We start from the raw sequence: 17,485 nt of genomic DNA, 5'->3' as shown, positions 1-17,485 counted from the left end.
TACTTTTTTTATGGGTTTTGTGTTTTGATATAACTCATCCCTAGATCACTTTCAGAGGATCATCATGCAGCACCCAACTTCAGCTGATATTCAACGTGTTCGCGAATTTTTACTCGACTTACAGGCACGGATTTGTGCAGGACTAGAGCAACAGGAACGTGCAGGCGGTGGTACCGCTGAGTTTATCATTGATGATTGGCAACGAACCGAAGGTGGCGGTGGCCGCTCTCGTGTTTTGCAAAATGGTGAAGTGATTGAAAAAGGTGGGGTCATGTTCTCCCACATCAATATCAGTAAGCTGCCTGCATCTGCAACTGAACGGCATCCACAAATCGCAGGAGCGAAAGCACAAGCATTGGGCGTGTCCTTGGTAATTCACCCGAAAAATCCAAATATCCCAACATCTCATGCCAATGTTCGCTTATTTGTTGCTGAACCTGAAGGCCAAGATCCTGTGTGGTGGTTTGGTGGTGGTTTTGATTTAACTCCATTCTACCCAGATGAACAAGATGTGCTCAATTGGCATCAAAAAGCCTATGACCTATGTCAACCTTTTGGTGAACATGTTTATGCAGAACATAAACAATGGTGTGATGATTATTTCTATCTCAAGCATCGTGATGAACAGCGTGGTGTCGGTGGTTTATTCTTTGATGATTTGAACCAGTGGGATTTCGAAACCTGCTTTAAATACATACAAGCAGTGGGTAATGGTTATTTAGAAGCGATCTTGCCTATTTTTGAAAAGCATCGTGAACAACCTTATACCGAAGCGCAGCGTGAGTTCCAGTTGTATCGTCGTGGTCGCTATGTTGAATATAACTTGGTTTATGACCGTGGTACGTTGTTTGGCTTACAAACTGGTGGGCGTATTGAATCGATCTTGGTGAGCCTACCTAATCTGGCGGGTTGGTCATATCGCCCTGAATGGGATGCGGACTCGGCTGAAAAACGGCTTACCGATTATTATTTAAAACCACGAGATTGGTTGGGTTTACAGAAATAATTAGATCATTCATCCCTAGTTTAGTGGCTAGGGATGATTTTTTAGAAATCTTAGAATAAAAATATTGCGGTATTTTGAATTGGCCGATGAATTAAATCTGACCTAAAATTTTGCATGAGCTCTCGGCTCAAAGGTTGTGGTTCATGCTTTAACGTGAGCAATAATTGTAAAAATTGACCGTGTGTACACACCACTAAATTCTTCACTACATAAGCTTCAGCCAATTGTTTTATTTTTTCATGGAACAGTTGCACGTGAAGATAGAGATCAGCAAAAGATTCTGCATCATCCGCATCACGATATTCATAATCCATCCTTTCCCAATAGGCATTGACCCAGTGCTTGCGATCATCCAGATTGGTATTCGTACACTTACCTTCCGAGAGATAGCCAAACTCATGTAACTGCTCATCCACCTCGGCTGTGATCTGATATTTATGTAAAATCGGTTCTGCTGTTTGATAGGTTCTATGGTATTTAGAAATAATGACATGAGCGATTTCTGGTAATAGTTCACATAGTTGTTTGGCTTGTTCTTTACCATGATCACTTAAACGAATCGATGCATGGGATAAAGCTCGCCCATTAATATTCGCTTCACTTTGTGTATGTCGAATTAAGAAAATACTCATAATGAGGTTAATGTTTAGATAATGGTTTGGAAATATCAGAACATGTTCTGATGAACAAATCACAACATTACCATCTCATAGATGTAAATCAATATTGCAGCATCCCCTTCAACTTTATAAACTTTAAACAACCTCACCATGTTGATCACTCATGACCAAACAATTTGCTGTAATTGGAAATCCGATTGAACAATCCCGTTCACCCGAGCTACACCACGCATTCGCAGCAAAAACTGGGGTCGATCTCAACTATAAAAAAATCCTTGCACCGTTGGATGATTTTGAAAGCACCACAAAAGCTTTCTTTGCACAAAATGGTATCGGTATGAATGTTACGGTACCTTTTAAAGAACAAGCTTTCGCACTCTGTGAACAACTGACTGAACGTGCCAAGATTGCCAAAGCAGTGAATACCTTATGGATGCAAGATGGCAAACTGTATGGTGATAATACTGATGGTCAAGGTTTGGTCGCAGCAATTCAGGCGTTAGGCTGGAGCCTAGAAAATAGCCGCATTTTAATTTTAGGTGCGGGTGGCGCAACGCGTGGTGTAATCTACCCATTGGTACAGGCAGGCGCAAAATGCATTGTCATTGCCAACCGTACCCTCGCCCGTGCTGAGCAACTCGTTGGAGATTTAAAAGATGCTGTGCCTCAAACTGAGCTTAAAGCCATTGGCCTAGAGCAACTCTCAGGTGAATTTGATTTTGTGATTAATGCAACTTCTGCAAGTTTAACGGGCGATGCCTTGCAACTGCCTGAAAACTTAGTATTCCATCATGCTTATGAAATGGCCTATGGCAAACCATCCAGCTTTTTGGATCAGGCCAAACAACGCCAAGTACCTGCTACTGATGGTTTTGGCATGTTGGTTGGGCAAGCGATTGAAGCTTTCTCGATTTGGAATGGTGTTAAACCAGAACTGAAAGATTTTTTATAATCATTTGAAAAATAAAATAGAAAAAACCTGCATTTGCAGGTTTTTTCTTTAGGTTCAGCTGATTATTTAACGGTCAGCATCTTCTGATACACTTCTTTGAAAATCTCATAATCAATAAATTCATTATGTTGAAGCTTTAATGACTGAATTGATTTCTCAGAAAGCTTATTTTTACGTGCATCCACATAGACTTGCCCCAAGATATTTGCCGTTTGTTCAAGCAGGACTTTCTCTTCACTTGAAGCACCATTCTCTTGTTCGAACTGGATTTGGTATTGCTTGGCAAATAACTGTTGCGGTTGCTTATATTGTGCTTTCAGCTTGTTCCACGCTTGACGGTCTTTATCGCCACGCATGGCATCAACCACAAGACGATTCACCGCTTGGCCCAATTTATCATCAAACTGGTCTTCATTTTCAAGATGATGTTTCTTTTGCAAAGCTTCAATCGTTTGTAGGGCTTTACCTTCAGGATTATAAACCTCCTCATCGGCATACCAATATGCATACACACTGGCAATTTCCTGCAACTCTTGACTAGAGTAACGCTGTACGATCTGTGGGGTACTTTCCGTCAATTTAGCAATAAATACCGCCTTATAGGTTTGCTCATAAGCATGCGTTGCATCGAAACGTTGTTCTGCAATCACTTTCAGTTGATCATCTAAAGATAAACGATAAGGCTCTGCTGAACGCTCTTGAATACCTGCTTGCCCTAGTTTCTCTGAGAAACTACTCACCGTCTGTTCGAGCATTGAGCCTTTGCTTGCTTCTGCCCACGTTTTTGCACGTTTTAACTGCGCCTGATCGATAGGCGTTGCTTTGCCATAATTCGAGATCAACATATCCGCTTTGACACTAAAACGGGACTTCAACTCGGATAAGCCATAATTCAAATCATAATCAAGTTTGACCGCGCGCCCTTGTGCATCTAAACCCACATCCATAATAAATGGATTACGCTTATCGACTGGTGGCAAAGCCTTATCAATATCGGCTTGGTGTTTGATCCATAGCGCTTTAAAAGCTTGATCGTCAATAAACTGATTCTGATCGTAGGCAACAAACTCTTTTTCTACGGTTTGTAGCTTTTCAAAATAAGACAGGAAGCCTGCTTCTGCGGGCTTGGTACCAAATACATCAATACCATAAATACTTTGGCAGTACTGTACATCACCATACGTGGTTTTAGAGGTCTGTTGCAATGCAGTACACTGCGTTTCAGTTAAACCACCTTCTTCATCGGCAGTTGCAACAACTCCGCTATCCGCTGTTGCATCTTCCGCAGCTTGTCGTGCTTCTTCAGCAGCATCCTCTGTGGCATCTACAGTCGAAACTTCATCTTCGTCATCATTCGCCACACCAAAATGTTGATTGACAAGGCGATATAGCTGTTGACTGACCACACTGGCATCATCTGCCGAATCTTTTGCATCCAATAAAGAGGCTTTTGATTTGGACTTAGTTTCACTTGCAGCATCCACTTCATTGGCAATCAGCTTTTCTAAGTTCTGCTCTTTAATATTCAGCACACTTTGCACGAAGTATTTTTCATTGACCTTGCTGTATAAATTTGCCTGCAAAATCAGCTCTTCAATTGAGGTTTTTAAACGAATTTTCTCCACCACACCTGCTGCTTGATCTGCGGAAGAAAGCGACAAAGCCTGAATATTATTTTGATCGGCAAGACGATAGTAAATCGCACTCGATGCTTTGACATATTCAGCAAATTTTTTGTAATCCACTTGCTTGAATAGATCCTGATATTTTGAAAAATCTAGATAGGCAAGATTGCTTTGATTTTCTTTATTCACCAAATACGGCATCAAGGCAAAGTAGTTGATATAAAACTTATAATTATTCAGATCAAGCACCATCGGTACTTTGGCTTGAACCAATAAGGTCGGCTTTTCATAGCGTGCCGTTAGGTTAAAAGAACCCAGTTTTTGACGATAATGCACAGAACCATCATACTCAAACTGCATGTCATTAAGGACATTGGCCATGATTTGGGTAAATTTATCAACTTTAGATTGACCATAGGTTTTTTGTTCTTGAGCAAGCGCAACATAGAGTGCTTGTTTTTGCTTACTATTTAAATTGACCTTCTGATCGCGCAAATATTGATCGACCTTTTGCTTCAGCGCAGCATCTAAAGGTGCGTTGTCGACCTTGGCATTTGCTTTATTTTGATTCGTCTCAACATGAATATTAAATTTTCCGCGATAATCATAGCTCGGATATTCATACATCGCATTGAGACTATTGATGGCCTTCTGTTCTAAATTGTTCGAAGCCGAATTGGTTTTAATGACATGTTGAGAACATGCAGAAAGACTAAGACCCATTAAGCATAAAGTTAAATATTTTAGACGCATAGCTTTACCAAACACCTTTATATCATTATATTTTCAAGTATAAAATTGAGTACTTTTCACATTTAACATCAGTTTTGACGCCAATAGAAAAGTGATTTTTTTACAAACTTCTCTTCAAGTAAATTCGCTTTTCTGACATTCTTTTCCCTAGTGATTATCAATGTATTTTTATCACTATTGTGAATAATCAAAGTATCGAAACAGATAATCCAAAATGATTCAAATACAGGATTAAGATTATGCCAGCTTATAAAGCCCCGCTCCGTGATATTCGTTTCTTAATGAACGAAATGTTAGATTATCCAGCACATTACCAAACTTTGACAAGTGGTCAAAATGCGGATGCTGAAACAGTGGATATGATTCTTGAAGGTGCGGCAGATTATTGCGAAAACGTACTTTCTCCACTGAACCAATCAGGTGATGAAGAAGGTTGTACTTTCAACAACGGCGAAGTAACGACGCCTAAAGGCTTTAAAGAAGCTTATGACCAATTCGTAATGGGTGGTTGGCAAGGTCTTTCTTATCCAGAAGAGTTTGGTGGTCAAGGCTTACCAATGTCTTTAAACCTAATCAAATCTGAAATGATGGGGACTGCAAACTGGTCGTTCACCATGTACCCAGGTTTGAGCACAGGTTGTATGAACACGATCATGCAGTTTGGTACAGACGAGCAAAAAAATACTTATATGCCTAAATTGGTTGAAGGTACTTGGTCAGGCACAATGTGCTTAACTGAGCCTCAATGTGGTACAGACTTAGGTCAAGTAAAAACTAAGGCAGAACCTGCTGCTGACGGTACTTATAAAATCTCTGGTACTAAAATCTTCATCTCTGCAGGTGAGCACGATTTAACAGATAACATTATTCACATCGTACTTGCGCGTCTTCCAGATGCACCAGCAGGCACACGTGGTATCTCGTTATTCATCGTACCTAAATTCATCCCGACTGCGGATGGTGGTGTAGGTGAACGTAATACTGTTTCTTGTGGTTCAATCGAACACAAAATGGGGATCAAAGCATCTGCAACCGCAGTACTCAACTTTGACAACGCAACTGGCTACTTGATTGGTGAAGTAAACAAAGGCTTACATGCAATGTTTACTTTCATGAACACAGCACGTATCGGTACTGCAGTTCAGGGTATTGCACATGCTGAACTTTCGTTCCAAGGTGCTTTACCTTATGCGAAAGACCGTATGTCAATGCGTGCCCTTTCTGGCAAGAAAGAGCCTGAGCGTGTTGGTGATGCGATTATCCACCATGCCGATGTTCGTCGTTTACTGTTGACTCAAAAAGCGATTGCCGAAGGTGGTCGTTCAATGATCTATCATGCTGCAAAACTTGCAGACAAAATGACAGATGCATTGGTGAGCGGTGATCAGGCAGCTTATGAAGCATATGATGATAAGCTTGGCTTCTACACTCCGATTCTAAAAGGTTTCTTGACTGAACTCGGCTTAGAGGCAGCAAATAACGGTATGCAAGTTTACGGCGGTCATGGCTATATCCGTGAATGGGGTATGGAACAAATCGCACGTGATGCACGTATCTCAACCTTGTACGAAGGTACAACAGGGATTCAAGCACTTGATTTAATTGGCCGTAAAGTTCTTTTAAGTTCAAAAGGTAAAGTTGTTCGTGACTATACTGCTGAAATCTTGAAATTCTGTGCGACTCACGCGCGTAATAAGTATTTACGTCGTTTTGCATGGGACTTAACTAAGCTTTGTGCACAATGGAACACTTTAACTGTTCGCATCATGCTCGCTGCACGTAAAGACCGTGACATTGTTTCTTCAGCTTCTGTTGATTTCTTGATGTTCTCTGGCTATGTGATGATGGCATATTTCTGGGCACAACAAGCGGTCATCGCATCTGAGAAATTAGAAGCAGGTGACGGAATCGAAACACCTGAATTCTATAAAGCAAAAATCAAAGTTGCAGACTTCTACTTTGACCGTTTATTACCACGTGCTCAAGGTCATGCAGAATCAATGGTGTCAACATCTCGCACCTTGACTTCACTTGCACCAGAACACTTCAGTTTCGATTACTAATCGGAATGACAAAAAAGAGCGCTAAATGCGCTCTTTTTTATGCCGAGGTGATTTTATTCAACCTTCTTAAATACATAAGCTTGTTCAGGAAATGGGTACTCTTTAAAAAACTTACGGTTATGGCCATTATCGCCATTCCAGATTTTATCCAGATTCATCACTAAATCTTTATTTCTATTAATTTTATAATACAAATTCACATCCGCAGCATCACAACGAATCATGATTTCATTGAGTTCTTGATGGACATGCCATTGGACTTGTTTACAGGTCTGCTCAATCTTTGCCGTATTACGTGTCGGGTCTGAACCTAAACGGCTAAAACTGGTATTGGTCCAATAGACTGAACCATCGCCTAATAAATTGAGGATATATTCCGATTCTTTTTCGTTATTCACACAACCAGCAAATGCATCGGTACATGGAATACGCGCATGATAACGCCCGACATAGATCATATCGGCTTCAGAGGGCGGACTTAACTTGAGTTGATGTGTTGCAGGGTGCGGTAATGTCGCTTGCCCTGCCACTTGAGTCAATGACACGCCTTGCGCATCAGATGCAAGCTGTTCTTCTTGCTCATCTGCAAGCACTTCACTCGCTTCACGACTCGGTTGCGTCTGGGGTTGTTGCTTTACTGGTTCTGGATGATGGCTATCGCAAGCACTCAAACCTAAACTCAATAGAACTCCTACACTGACATACTGTAAGAATAACCTGAACTGCATATTCATAAATCTCTAACATCAATATCGTTATCGCGTGGTTTGCACTGACCGATCCCAAACTTGGAAAAATATAGGGATCATTTCAATGTCCGTCTATTCCCCAAATGGGTAATAGCCAATGCGACCGGATTGAAATAGCAAATTGACAAAGCAGTATGCTTTAATTCGGTGCATTTTAGGCGATCATGTTGGTTTTTCCATCAATGATTTACACAACTTAACCAATCTCTCATCTGTTTAAACTTTAAAAAAATCAGTTCGCCCCTATTTCTTAATTAACAGCAAATCAAACTGAAAGAATTTATTTTTTACTGCTGTTTCATCAATTTAAGGAGACTAACTCGATGGCCAACTCTGGTTTATATCGCTCAAACCAACAAAGCATGATCGCTGGTGTAATGGGCGGTATTGCGGAACGATTTGGTTGGAACGCAAACTTATTACGTCTGATCTTTTTCGTGATCTCGATCATGAGTGCTGCCTTTCCGGGTATTTTGGTCTATCTAATTTTGTGGTTGGTTATTCCAAAACAGCAACAAGGCCGTGTTGATCACGTGCAGGGTTATAACCAACCCGTAAAAACGATTTATGAAGACCAAAGCATAAAACGTTAATTCACTGTTACCTTTTTGGTCGCTACGGTTGAAATTACCCCTAATCCAACCGTAGCTTTTTTTTATCTAAATTTAGACCTGTCGATTCAGCTGTTGTTGCAAAGCTGCAATCATATCGGCACGACTAATTATCCCAATCAAACGATGTTCCTCGACCACTGGAATATAGTTAAATGATTTCTCGACAAAGTAAGGCACCAGATCCTGAATCGGTTGTAAGGGACTCACTGTCACAACTTTGTGGCTCATAATTTGTCTGACATAGTGCTGCCATGAATTACGTGGATCTGTTGCACCCTTAAACCACTCCACCACTTCATAGAGTGCCAATGTCCCCACCAAATGATCTTCCGCATTTACCACTGGTAGACTCATTAAATTCACGGCTTTAAACTTATCCAAAGCCTGATGAATATCATCATGCTCATGCAATTTAATCACATCACGACTCATAATATCCTGACAGACAAATGAGTTAATCAAGCGCTCATTTGCATGCGATTGAGCTTCTAAAATGATTTTTTCTAAATCGTACTGACTAATATCCAACAACTCAGTGTGATGCTCTAATGCATATTCAATATCTTTCGGCTGAATCGAGACTTTCTGGGTCGGTGTGGGATCTTTCGAACGCTCATTCACATGTGCAGTAATCGGATAATGACGCCCAATCAAGCGATTAAAAAAGACTGCAAACAGCAGCAATAAAATCGAGTTGAGTAAAACTGGGTATAAAATGAAATGAAAACCTAAACGGTGTACAGCTTCGCCTCCTAAAACAGCCGTAATCGCAACTGCTCCACTCGGTGGATGTAAGGAGTCTGTGGTCATCATTACAAAAATTGCCAATCCCACAGCAACACTAAAAGCACTGGTCAGATCAGGCAGATATTGTGTACAGGCGACGCCAATGAATCCTGCTAGCGTATTCCCCACAATGACATTCCAAGGCTGCGCCAACGGACTGTTTGGCACTGCAAATAGCAACACAGAAGATGCACCCATCGGGGCGATATACCATGCATTCATGCCACCCAAGACATACCAGCTAATCAATGATGAGATTGCCAAACCACATAAAGCCCCGAGACCAGAGAGCATCCTCTCTTTTAAGGGCAAGACCTTATAATTTGGTTTGAGAAAATTTAGCCAGTCTGATTGGGTCAAGCTCACAATGCACCTTGCTGGAATCGTTTTGTTTGCGTTCGATGCAGCAGTATACGCTGACTAAAGCTGAAGGTGTATTTAAATTACAGTTTTAAATCATGATAAAAGCTGTTCAAGCTCAATTTAAATATTCTTTTAGCTGTTCCAATCGCTCTGCATATTTTTGCATCGGGCAGAACTCATACATCGGTGAGCCGATATAAGCACCTGCATTACGGCACTCTTGATCAACAAAGTTTTTCCAGAGCTGTTGTGATTTCATGATGTCGTTATAGCGTTCAGGCTGCTTATATTCCTGACTCTGTTTTTTAATTTGATCCAATAACTGCACAATCTGCTTTGCATATAAAGTTTTGGTTCTAGTGCTACAGATCTCTACCACAGCATTATTGATATTCCCCAGTTTTAGCTGTTGAATGGTGTCATCGACACATTGGCTATAGGGATCTGCCGCTTTATCCTGCGCTTTGGCAAATACACTGGCACTCACACAAACCATTGCAAGCAATACCACTTTGAATATTAATTTCGTCATTGTTTAGCTCTTTTGTTTTCATTATCTTTTAAAATCACCATTAAACATTGCTGCCCAGCTTTTTTGAGAAGCAGGAATCACGACTAAAATTTTTACATTCTCTTTTAGATAAAACAATACGAAAATCGATCGGCACATTGGATATATAAAAGAAGCAGCCAACGCTTAGGCTGCTTCTTCACACACAATGGGATTAAGATGCTTTTGCGACACCCAACCAAGTAAAGGTATTGGGTACATCATTCAGCTGAATGGTTTGTTTGATTTTTAGATTGTTCAAATCCAGCTCTACAATCGTTTTTGCTTGTGTATCATTCATGAAAATCGTATCTGTCTCTGCATTGACTGCTAGACGGCTTTTTGCAAGTTCGGTTGCATTGACGTTGGCAATTGCTTTGATTTGCCCAAGACGTTTCCAGTTTTGACTATCAATCACATGTACAACACCAGCACTATCCAGAATCGCCAAATAACGACCCGATGCATTGACCACCTGTTGCAAGCGTTTAACTGGTGTCGTTCCATCTGCTTCTTTTGCTGCTAAGGACCAATCTAAACTAGTAGCATTCAAGTTCTTCGGATCAACAATAAATAAAGCATGGGTCCCCGTTGCAAAGGCTGCAAACTTGTCTAGCTTTTCATGTGCTGCAATCGTGGTAATTCTCTGGTCAATCAGGACCTTCTTATCAGCAAACTGTGAACCTTTCTGCTCGACCACCAATACGCCATCTTCACAACCGAAAGCCGCATAAGTTTGAATTGAAGCAGCGCCATGTAAACGGTTACATGCATTTTTTAGCGTTTGCTCTTCATGGAAATGATCACCATGCAACTCATAGCTTTTCACCAGACTCAGCGTCTCTGCATCTTTCGGCAGGTAAGTACTTAATACATAGCCCCCACGTGGTTCTGCAACACCATGATGTTTTTTCGGTAGTTTCTGAGTTGAAATTGCTTGTGTTTCAATTGCAAGATCATTAAATACATCAAACTTGGAAACCTCCGAGTCGCTTCCATCATAGAACAATGCCGCCACACCATTAAAACTCCGATAATGTGCTGGTGTGGCGCCTTTCAGCTGAAAGGCCAATAAATTGGGTGCATTACGTTGCAAAGCACCATTTTTATGAAAGATTCCGCCATCCGCAAACTGAACAATTCCTTCGTTGCGACTCAACATCACGGCATAACGCGATTGGGGACTGCTATACATCGCAGAGGGAGCCGAACTCAACGCTGTTGTATGGATTAACTTCTGCTCTTTTAGATCATAAATGGTCAGTAAGGGTCGTACTGCATCTGCGTTGGCAATGATTAAACGACCTTGATCGCTTGGTGCAGGTTGCTCTGGTTTTGGTGTCACAGCAGAAGTTGAACTGGATGAATCCCCTCCACATGCCGACAGCAACACACTACTTAATAATGCACCAAGTACATAATGATGTTTTACACGCTTCACTCTTTTTTCCTTATTGGATGAATAATTTTGAATTATTGTTACGTTATAACATAACAATAACAGATCATTCATCTATTTTTAAGCTTTGTTTGAATGAGCGGTTTTTAAAGATAATCAGAAATGTTGTTAAACATATTTTTCATTCAGATAACGCCAATAACGTTTTGGCAAATATTGCACATGCAATTTGATATTTTGCCGTTCTTTGATATTGATACTATTAAAATAATCTTTCCAAAGTTGGTCGTATAAAACTTCCTGTTCATCCAGCTGCAACTGGAAACTCTGGCTGCTGCCATTTTGGAGATTACGATCGATCTGATTGGCATCCATACCCACCTCATGAACATCGTGCAGATCATAATAGAGTCCATATTTGCGTTGTTCATCATAAATCAGCCAACGCTGATCCTGATAACGGCGTCTAAAATGTGGCTGAATCAAAGGTAGAACATTAAAATCGGGTCGGACCAAACTTAAAAACAGTCCATCTGTGGTTTTCTTAAAACGCACAAAAGCTTCCATCCTATGCTTCTCACGCCCAACTTTTTTAGTCCATTGCGAAATGGCTAACACACTCGGATGTAAATAGTCTTTTTCGACTGAAAACTGCTGCTGAAACACATAAACACAGTAATTGAATAGATGCTGATAGGCTTCAAGCGACTCAGATAACGAAGCAAAGTAAAATTGTCTTAACGCAGATCTAGATAGTTTTTGCTGTAGAGCCGACCAGACCCGTTGTGCATGTTGCTCATGATTGGGAATCTCAACCACAGTCGAAAATAAGCCATGCTGGGCACCTTCAGTTAAACACAGTTGAACTTGGAACTCTTTAAACTGAAAGGCACGAAATACACAATTGAGTAAACCCACCATCGAACCATCAAAATAATAATAAGCAACACCACCACTCAACATGATTAAAATCCCAAACTCAATTGGGGTGAAAGCTGTTTAACGTATTTGGATGAACCTTGGGTTAAAATTTGCTGACGAATAAAACTGGAAGAAAATTCTTTCTGGAAGCGCGGGCTGTCTTCACAGCGAATAAAGAACTTTGCCCGTGAATACGCCACACCGAGCTGTTTTAACAAGTCGATATGAATCTTGCCAAAACGACGGGCTTGCACAATTTTCTTGGTTGATTTCACCCCAATCCCGGGTACACGCAAAATCATGTGGTAGTCGGCACGATTTAAATCCACGGGAAAATGCTCTGGATGACGCAATGCCCAGCTCAGTTTTGGGTCAACGTCTAAATCTAAGTGCGGGAAACGTTCATTGACAATTTCATTGACCTGAAAACCATAGAAACGCATCAACCAATCACTTTGATACAGTCGATTTTCGCGTAATAACGGCGGTGCAGAGCCAACCGCAGGCAAATAATTATTTTCAGTATTAATCGGGACATAACCTGAAAAATAGACCCGCTTGAGTTTAAATTCCTTGTAATGCCGATCTGCCATAAACAACACATCTTGATCAGTTTCCTGATGGGCGCCAACCACCATTTGTGTGGTCTGCCCTGCTGGGACATATTTTGGTACATGCTTGATAATCTGACGTTCATCTTTCAACTGAATCAGCCGATCTCGAACCAATCCTAAATCTTTTTGCACCTCTTGATGTGACTTTTCAGGGGCGAAGGCTTTTAAACCCACCTCGGTTGGCATTTCTAAATTAATACTCATGCGGTCAGCATACAGACCTGCTTCATGAATCAATTCAGGGGAAGCACCGGGAATGGTTTTAAGATGAATATAGCCATTAAAGTTTTCTTCTAGGCGTAGTTTTTTCACCACTTGAAGCATGCGCTCCATGGTGTAATCTGCGGATTTAAAAATACCTGAACTCAGAAACAGCCCTTCAATATAGTTACGTCGATAGAAATTGATGGTCAGGTCAACCACTTCCTGTACTGTAAATGCAGCCCGTTTCACATCATTGGAACGACGTGACACACAATAAGCGCAATCAAAAATACAGACATTACTGAACAGGATTTTCAGCAGAGAAACACAGCGTCCATCTTCGGTATAGCTATGGCAAATCCCTGCCCGACTTGCGTCGCCTAGACCTTTGTCTTTATTTTTACGGTCACTGCCACTGGAAGAACAGGACACATCATATTTGGCAGCGTCCGCTAAAATTTGCAGCTTTTCACGAATGCGATCAGACATTTCAAACGACCTGAAGAAAACAGAGAATATCGTTTTAAAATTAGCATTTCAAAGTTGTGAAATTAAGAGCATGTCAGATGCAATACGTCATGAGGTGACGTGAGGATTTTTCGACTTAAGCTAAATTATTCATCTCAAAACAATGTAATCAATCTATAATATGATCAAGAAAATTCTATCTCGTCCTATAATGAACAATTCTTTATATTTGCTTTCTCTCTTATTTTTAACATTATCATTACCAGCATGTAGCCCAAAGAGTGAACCTGAATTTATTGAAGTAAAAACCTTCAAATCAATTCAAAGTCCCTATTTTATAAAAGAATTTGCTCTACTTAAATATGATAAAACATGCTTTTTAAAGACATCTGCTGTCCTTGAGGATGGAAGCGAAATCAACAAAAGTTGGGGGTTTAGCCAAGGTAACGTATTTTTAGTCGACGACAACACGCCGAAGAGCCCATCTGTTGATACCAATCAAACTCCTTCTGCTGATCAACAAATAGAAGAACACATTAAACAAATGAAAATAAATCAAGAAATAGCCTATATCACGGGCTTACTTTCGACTAAAAGTAGAAATGAATGTGGAATAAAATAACTTTTTTTTATTTCTGATCAGAACTTTTGGGCGAAGTGCTCGAAGCCTTTGCCACTCCTCTACAAAATCCTTATACTTAACCACAATTTTTGTTTGATTCCAGTGGATGCACCATGAGTCGTGCTATATCGCATATTGACACATTTCAGGGCTTGATTCTTGCCCTACAAAACTATTGGGCGGAGCAAGGCTGCGTCGTATTACAACCATATGATATGGAAATGGGCGCAGGTACATTCCACACTGCAACCTTCTTACGTGCATTGGGGCCAGAAACCTGGAACGCGGCTTATGTTCAACCATCACGTCGTCCGAAAGACGGTCGTTATGGGGAAAACCCGAACCGTTTACAACACTACTATCAGTTCCAAGTGGTACTTAAGCCAAACCCGGATAATATCCAGCAGCTTTATCTCGATTCATTAAAAGCAATCGGCATTGATACACTGACACACGACATCCGTTTCGTAGAAGACAACTGGGAATCTCCAACCCTTGGTGCATGGGGCTTAGGTTGGGAAGTTTGGTTGAATGGTATGGAAGTGACTCAGTTCACTTACTTCCAGCAAGTTGGTGGTATTGAATGCTACCCAGTCACAGGTGAAATCACTTATGGCTTAGAACGTCTGGCAATGTACCTGCAAGGTGTAGACTCAGTTTACGATCTGGTTTGGACCAAAGGTCAATTCGGTACAGTAACTTACGGTGATGTATTCCATCAAAACGAAGTTGAGCAATCAACCTATAACTTCGAATACGCGCCAGTCGACAAAATGTTTGAATTGTTCGACTTCTACGAAGCTGAAGCATCTCGCTTAATCGAAGCTGAACTGCCGCTTCCTGCCTACGAACAAGTGATCAAAGCATCGCATTGCTTTAACTTGCTGGATGCACGTGGTGCGATTTCTGTGACTGAACGTCAACGCTATATTTTACGTGTCCGTACCTTGGCGCGTTCAATTGCACAAAGTTATGTGGCAGCCCGTGCCAAACTCGGTTTCCCAATGGCAGAACCGCATTTGCGTGATGAAGTATTGGCTCAACTGAAAGCACAAGTTGAAGCAGAAGCAGCCCAAGCTGAAAAAGCGAAGGAGAATAAATAATGACGAAGCATACAGTTTTATTCGAACTTGGCTGTGAAGAACTTCCACCAAAAAGCTTAAAAACTTTGCGTGACGCACTCAAAGCAGAAACTGAAAAAGGCTTAAAAGAGGCAGGCTTAAACTTCGCTTCTATCGAAGCCTATGCTGCGCCACGTCGTTTAGCATTGAAAATTGTTGATATCGATGCTGCTCAAGCAGACACACAAAAACGTTTTGATGGCCCTGCTGTACAAGCGGCTTACGATGCTGAAGGTAATGCAACTAAGGCACTTGAAGGCTTTATGCGCGGTCAAGGCATTACGGTTGACCAACTTTCAACTTTCCAAGCAGGTAAAGTTGAGAAAGTATGCTTCCTAAAAGATGTCAAAGGTCAAAGCCTTGACGCTTTACTACCACAAATTTTACAGACTGCATTGGATAACTTACCTATCGCAAAACGTATGCGTTCAGCGGCAAGCCGTACTGAATTCGTACGTCCAGTAAAATGGGTGGTATTGCTGAAAGATGATCAAGTAGTTGAAGCAACGATTCAAGATCACAAAGCTGGTAACGTGACTTATGGTCACCGTTTCCATGCGCCTGAAGCCGTGACTTTGGCACATGCAAATGACTATTTAGCGACTTTAGAACAAGCCTATGTGGTTGCAAACTTTGAAAAGCGTCAAGCGACGATTCAAGAGCAAGTGAAAAAGTTAGCTGATGAAGTCAATGCGACTGCGATTGTGCCAGCAGACTTGCTTGATGAAGTAACAAGTCTGGTTGAATGGCCTGTTGCTTTACGTGCGACCTTTGAAGAGCGCTATTTAGCTGTTCCACAAGAAGCCTTGATTACCACCATGCAGGATAATCAGAAGTATTTCTGCTTAATCAATGCCGAAAGTAAATTACAGCCTTACTTCATTACCATTTCAAATATTGAGTCGAAAGATCCAATTCAAATTATTGAAGGGAATGAGAAAGTTGTACGCCCTCGTTTGTCTGATGCGGAATTCTTCTTCTTACAAGACCAAAAGCAACCGCTTGCATCTCGTAAAGAAAAATTAGCCAACATGGTGTTCCAAGCGCAATTGGGTACGCTGTGGGATAAATCAGAACGTATTGCTAAATTGGCTGTGGCCTTGTCTCCAATTACGGGTGCCAATGTTGCTGATGCTGAGAAAGCTGCGTTACTTGCGAAATGTGACTTAACTTCTGAACTGGTGGGTGAATTCCCAGAACTTCAAGGGATTGCAGGTACTTACTATGCACGTCTTGAAGGTGAAAATAATGAAGTTGCCGAAGCTTTAGGCGAGCAGTATTTACCGAAATTTGCTGGTGATGTATTGCCGCAAACCAAGACAGGTACAACCATTGCCCTTGCGGATCGTTTAGATACATTAGTCGGTATCTTCGGTATTGGTCAAGCACCAACAGGTTCGAAAGACCCATTTGCATTACGTCGTTCTGCAATCGGTATCTTACGTTTAATCATCGAAAATGAACTCGATGTGACGATTGAAGAATTGGTGAATTTTGCCTTACAAGGTTATGGCGATGTTGTTAAGGATCATGACAAGACCCGTACCGATGCAGTGGCTTTCCTTGAAGGTCGTTACCGTGCTAAATACGAAGATCAAGGCGTAGCGGTTGATGTGATTCAGGCGGTTCAAGCACTTGCTCCAAAATCTCCACTTGATTTTGATAAGCGTGTGACTGCGGTCAATCATTTCCGTACTTTGCCAGAAGCGGCTGCATTGGCTGCGGCAAACAAACGTGTTGCCAATATTCTTGCCAAAGAAGCAACTCCTGAAGGTGCTGTGGTTGAAGCCAATCTGGTTGAAGCTGCTGAAAAAGCACTTTATGCAGAGTTGTCTGCGCTCACGCCTGTGGTTCAGCCATTGCTTGCTGCGCGTAACTATACAGAAGCATTGTCTAAGCTTGCTGCGCTTCGTGCGCCAATCGATGCCTTCTTTGAAGGTGTAATGGTGATGGCAGATGATGCTGAATTAAAAGCCAATCGTTTACGTTTACTCGCTCAATTACGTGATTTATTCACGGCGATTGCCGATGTAAGTGTATTGCAGGGTTAAATAT

At 41.3% G+C, this 17,485-nt stretch carries 15 protein-coding genes; 7 read left to right on the top strand and 8 right to left on the bottom strand.

From position 1 onward, the window contains the following. Nucleotides 1-64: 64 nt before the first annotated feature. Nucleotides 65-1,006 carry an oxygen-dependent coproporphyrinogen oxidase gene (gene hemF / locus MMO42_RS06840; protein ID WP_241319832.1) on the top strand — a complete coding sequence of 314 codons (942 nt, stop codon included), beginning with the start codon at nucleotides 65-67 and terminating at the stop codon, nucleotides 1,004-1,006. A gap of 50 nt (nucleotides 1,007-1,056) precedes the next feature. Here the strand turns inward: hemF and MMO42_RS06835 are convergent, their stop codons facing one another. Further along, nucleotides 1,057-1,638 carry a histidine phosphatase family protein gene (locus MMO42_RS06835; protein ID WP_241319831.1) on the bottom strand — a complete coding sequence of 194 codons (582 nt, stop codon included), beginning with the start codon at nucleotides 1,636-1,638 and terminating at the stop codon, nucleotides 1,057-1,059. 151 nt (nucleotides 1,639-1,789) lie between these two features. Between MMO42_RS06835 and aroE the strand changes: the two genes are divergently transcribed. Then, a complete protein-coding gene (gene aroE / locus MMO42_RS06830) occupies nucleotides 1,790-2,578 on the top strand; it encodes a shikimate dehydrogenase (RefSeq protein ID WP_241319830.1) in 789 nt (262 codons plus the stop codon). A 62-nt stretch (nucleotides 2,579-2,640) separates the two neighbouring features. On the opposite strand, the gene MMO42_RS06825 is transcribed toward aroE, so the two are convergent. Beyond that, entirely contained in the window at nucleotides 2,641-4,956 is a 2,316-nt protein-coding gene (locus tag MMO42_RS06825; RefSeq protein WP_241319829.1) for a hypothetical protein, read from the bottom strand. A 239-nt stretch (nucleotides 4,957-5,195) separates the two neighbouring features. Between MMO42_RS06825 and MMO42_RS06820 the strand changes: the two genes are divergently transcribed. Further along, nucleotides 5,196-7,019: an acyl-CoA dehydrogenase C-terminal domain-containing protein gene (locus MMO42_RS06820; protein ID WP_241319828.1), complete on the top strand. Its 1,824-nt coding sequence runs from the start codon at nucleotides 5,196-5,198 to the stop codon at nucleotides 7,017-7,019. A 53-nt stretch (nucleotides 7,020-7,072) separates the two neighbouring features. Here MMO42_RS06820 and MMO42_RS06815 read toward each other — a convergent pair whose 3' ends face one another. Then, nucleotides 7,073-7,747 (bottom strand): hypothetical protein, encoded by a 675-nt coding sequence (locus MMO42_RS06815; protein ID WP_005297227.1) that lies wholly within the window; start codon nucleotides 7,745-7,747, stop codon nucleotides 7,073-7,075. 344 nt (nucleotides 7,748-8,091) lie between these two features. On the opposite strand from MMO42_RS06815, the gene MMO42_RS06810 reads away from it, so the two are divergent. Next, nucleotides 8,092-8,361, top strand: a complete 270-nt coding sequence (locus MMO42_RS06810; RefSeq protein ID WP_241319827.1) for a PspC domain-containing protein — start codon at nucleotides 8,092-8,094, stop codon at nucleotides 8,359-8,361. 72 nt (nucleotides 8,362-8,433) lie between these two features. Here the strand turns inward: MMO42_RS06810 and MMO42_RS06805 are convergent, their stop codons facing one another. The 5 genes from MMO42_RS06805 to MMO42_RS06785 form a co-directional block, all read right to left on the bottom strand. Then, the gene (locus tag MMO42_RS06805) at nucleotides 8,434-9,534 is read right to left on the bottom strand and encodes an HPP family protein (RefSeq protein WP_241319826.1); all 1,101 of its coding nucleotides are present in this window, start codon (nucleotides 9,532-9,534) and stop codon (nucleotides 8,434-8,436) included. 112 nt (nucleotides 9,535-9,646) lie between these two features. Further along, on the bottom strand, nucleotides 9,647-10,063 hold the full coding sequence (locus tag MMO42_RS06800; protein WP_241319825.1) for a lysozyme inhibitor LprI family protein: 417 nt from the start codon (nucleotides 10,061-10,063) through the stop codon (nucleotides 9,647-9,649). Nucleotides 10,064-10,256: 193 nt separating this feature from the next. Then, nucleotides 10,257-11,522 (bottom strand): hypothetical protein, encoded by a 1,266-nt coding sequence (locus MMO42_RS06795; protein ID WP_241319824.1) that lies wholly within the window; start codon nucleotides 11,520-11,522, stop codon nucleotides 10,257-10,259. Nucleotides 11,523-11,648: 126 nt separating this feature from the next. Further along, the gene (locus MMO42_RS06790; protein ID WP_241319823.1) at nucleotides 11,649-12,443 is read right to left on the bottom strand and encodes a TIGR03915 family putative DNA repair protein; all 795 of its coding nucleotides are present in this window, start codon (nucleotides 12,441-12,443) and stop codon (nucleotides 11,649-11,651) included. 2 nt (nucleotides 12,444-12,445) lie between these two features. Continuing rightward, complete coding sequence (locus MMO42_RS06785; RefSeq protein WP_241319822.1) at nucleotides 12,446-13,708, bottom strand: putative DNA modification/repair radical SAM protein; 1,263 nt, start codon at nucleotides 13,706-13,708, stop codon at nucleotides 12,446-12,448. Nucleotides 13,709-13,898: 190 nt separating this feature from the next. Between MMO42_RS06785 and MMO42_RS06780 the strand changes: the two genes are divergently transcribed. The 3 genes from MMO42_RS06780 (at nucleotide 13,899) to glyS (ending at nucleotide 17,481) form a co-directional block, all read left to right on the top strand. Then, complete coding sequence (locus MMO42_RS06780; protein WP_241319821.1) at nucleotides 13,899-14,309, top strand: phosphoesterase; 411 nt, start codon at nucleotides 13,899-13,901, stop codon at nucleotides 14,307-14,309. 113 nt (nucleotides 14,310-14,422) lie between these two features. After that, nucleotides 14,423-15,412 carry a glycine--tRNA ligase subunit alpha gene (gene glyQ / locus MMO42_RS06775; protein ID WP_004775941.1) on the top strand — a complete coding sequence of 330 codons (990 nt, stop codon included), beginning with the start codon at nucleotides 14,423-14,425 and terminating at the stop codon, nucleotides 15,410-15,412. Beyond that, the gene (gene glyS, locus MMO42_RS06770; RefSeq protein ID WP_241319820.1) at nucleotides 15,412-17,481 is read left to right on the top strand and encodes a glycine--tRNA ligase subunit beta; all 2,070 of its coding nucleotides are present in this window, start codon (nucleotides 15,412-15,414) and stop codon (nucleotides 17,479-17,481) included. Before glyQ ends, glyS begins: the two co-directional genes overlap by 1 nt. Nucleotides 17,482-17,485: the final 4 nt, after the last annotated feature.

Origin of the sequence: Acinetobacter sp. ANC 3882 (assembly GCF_022549545.1) — a bacterium.
In the GTDB taxonomy this organism is placed as follows: Bacteria; Pseudomonadota; Gammaproteobacteria; order Pseudomonadales; family Moraxellaceae; genus Acinetobacter.
The sequence above is the reverse complement of the archived record's forward strand: the minus strand, read 5'-3'. Positions and strand labels throughout refer to the sequence as shown.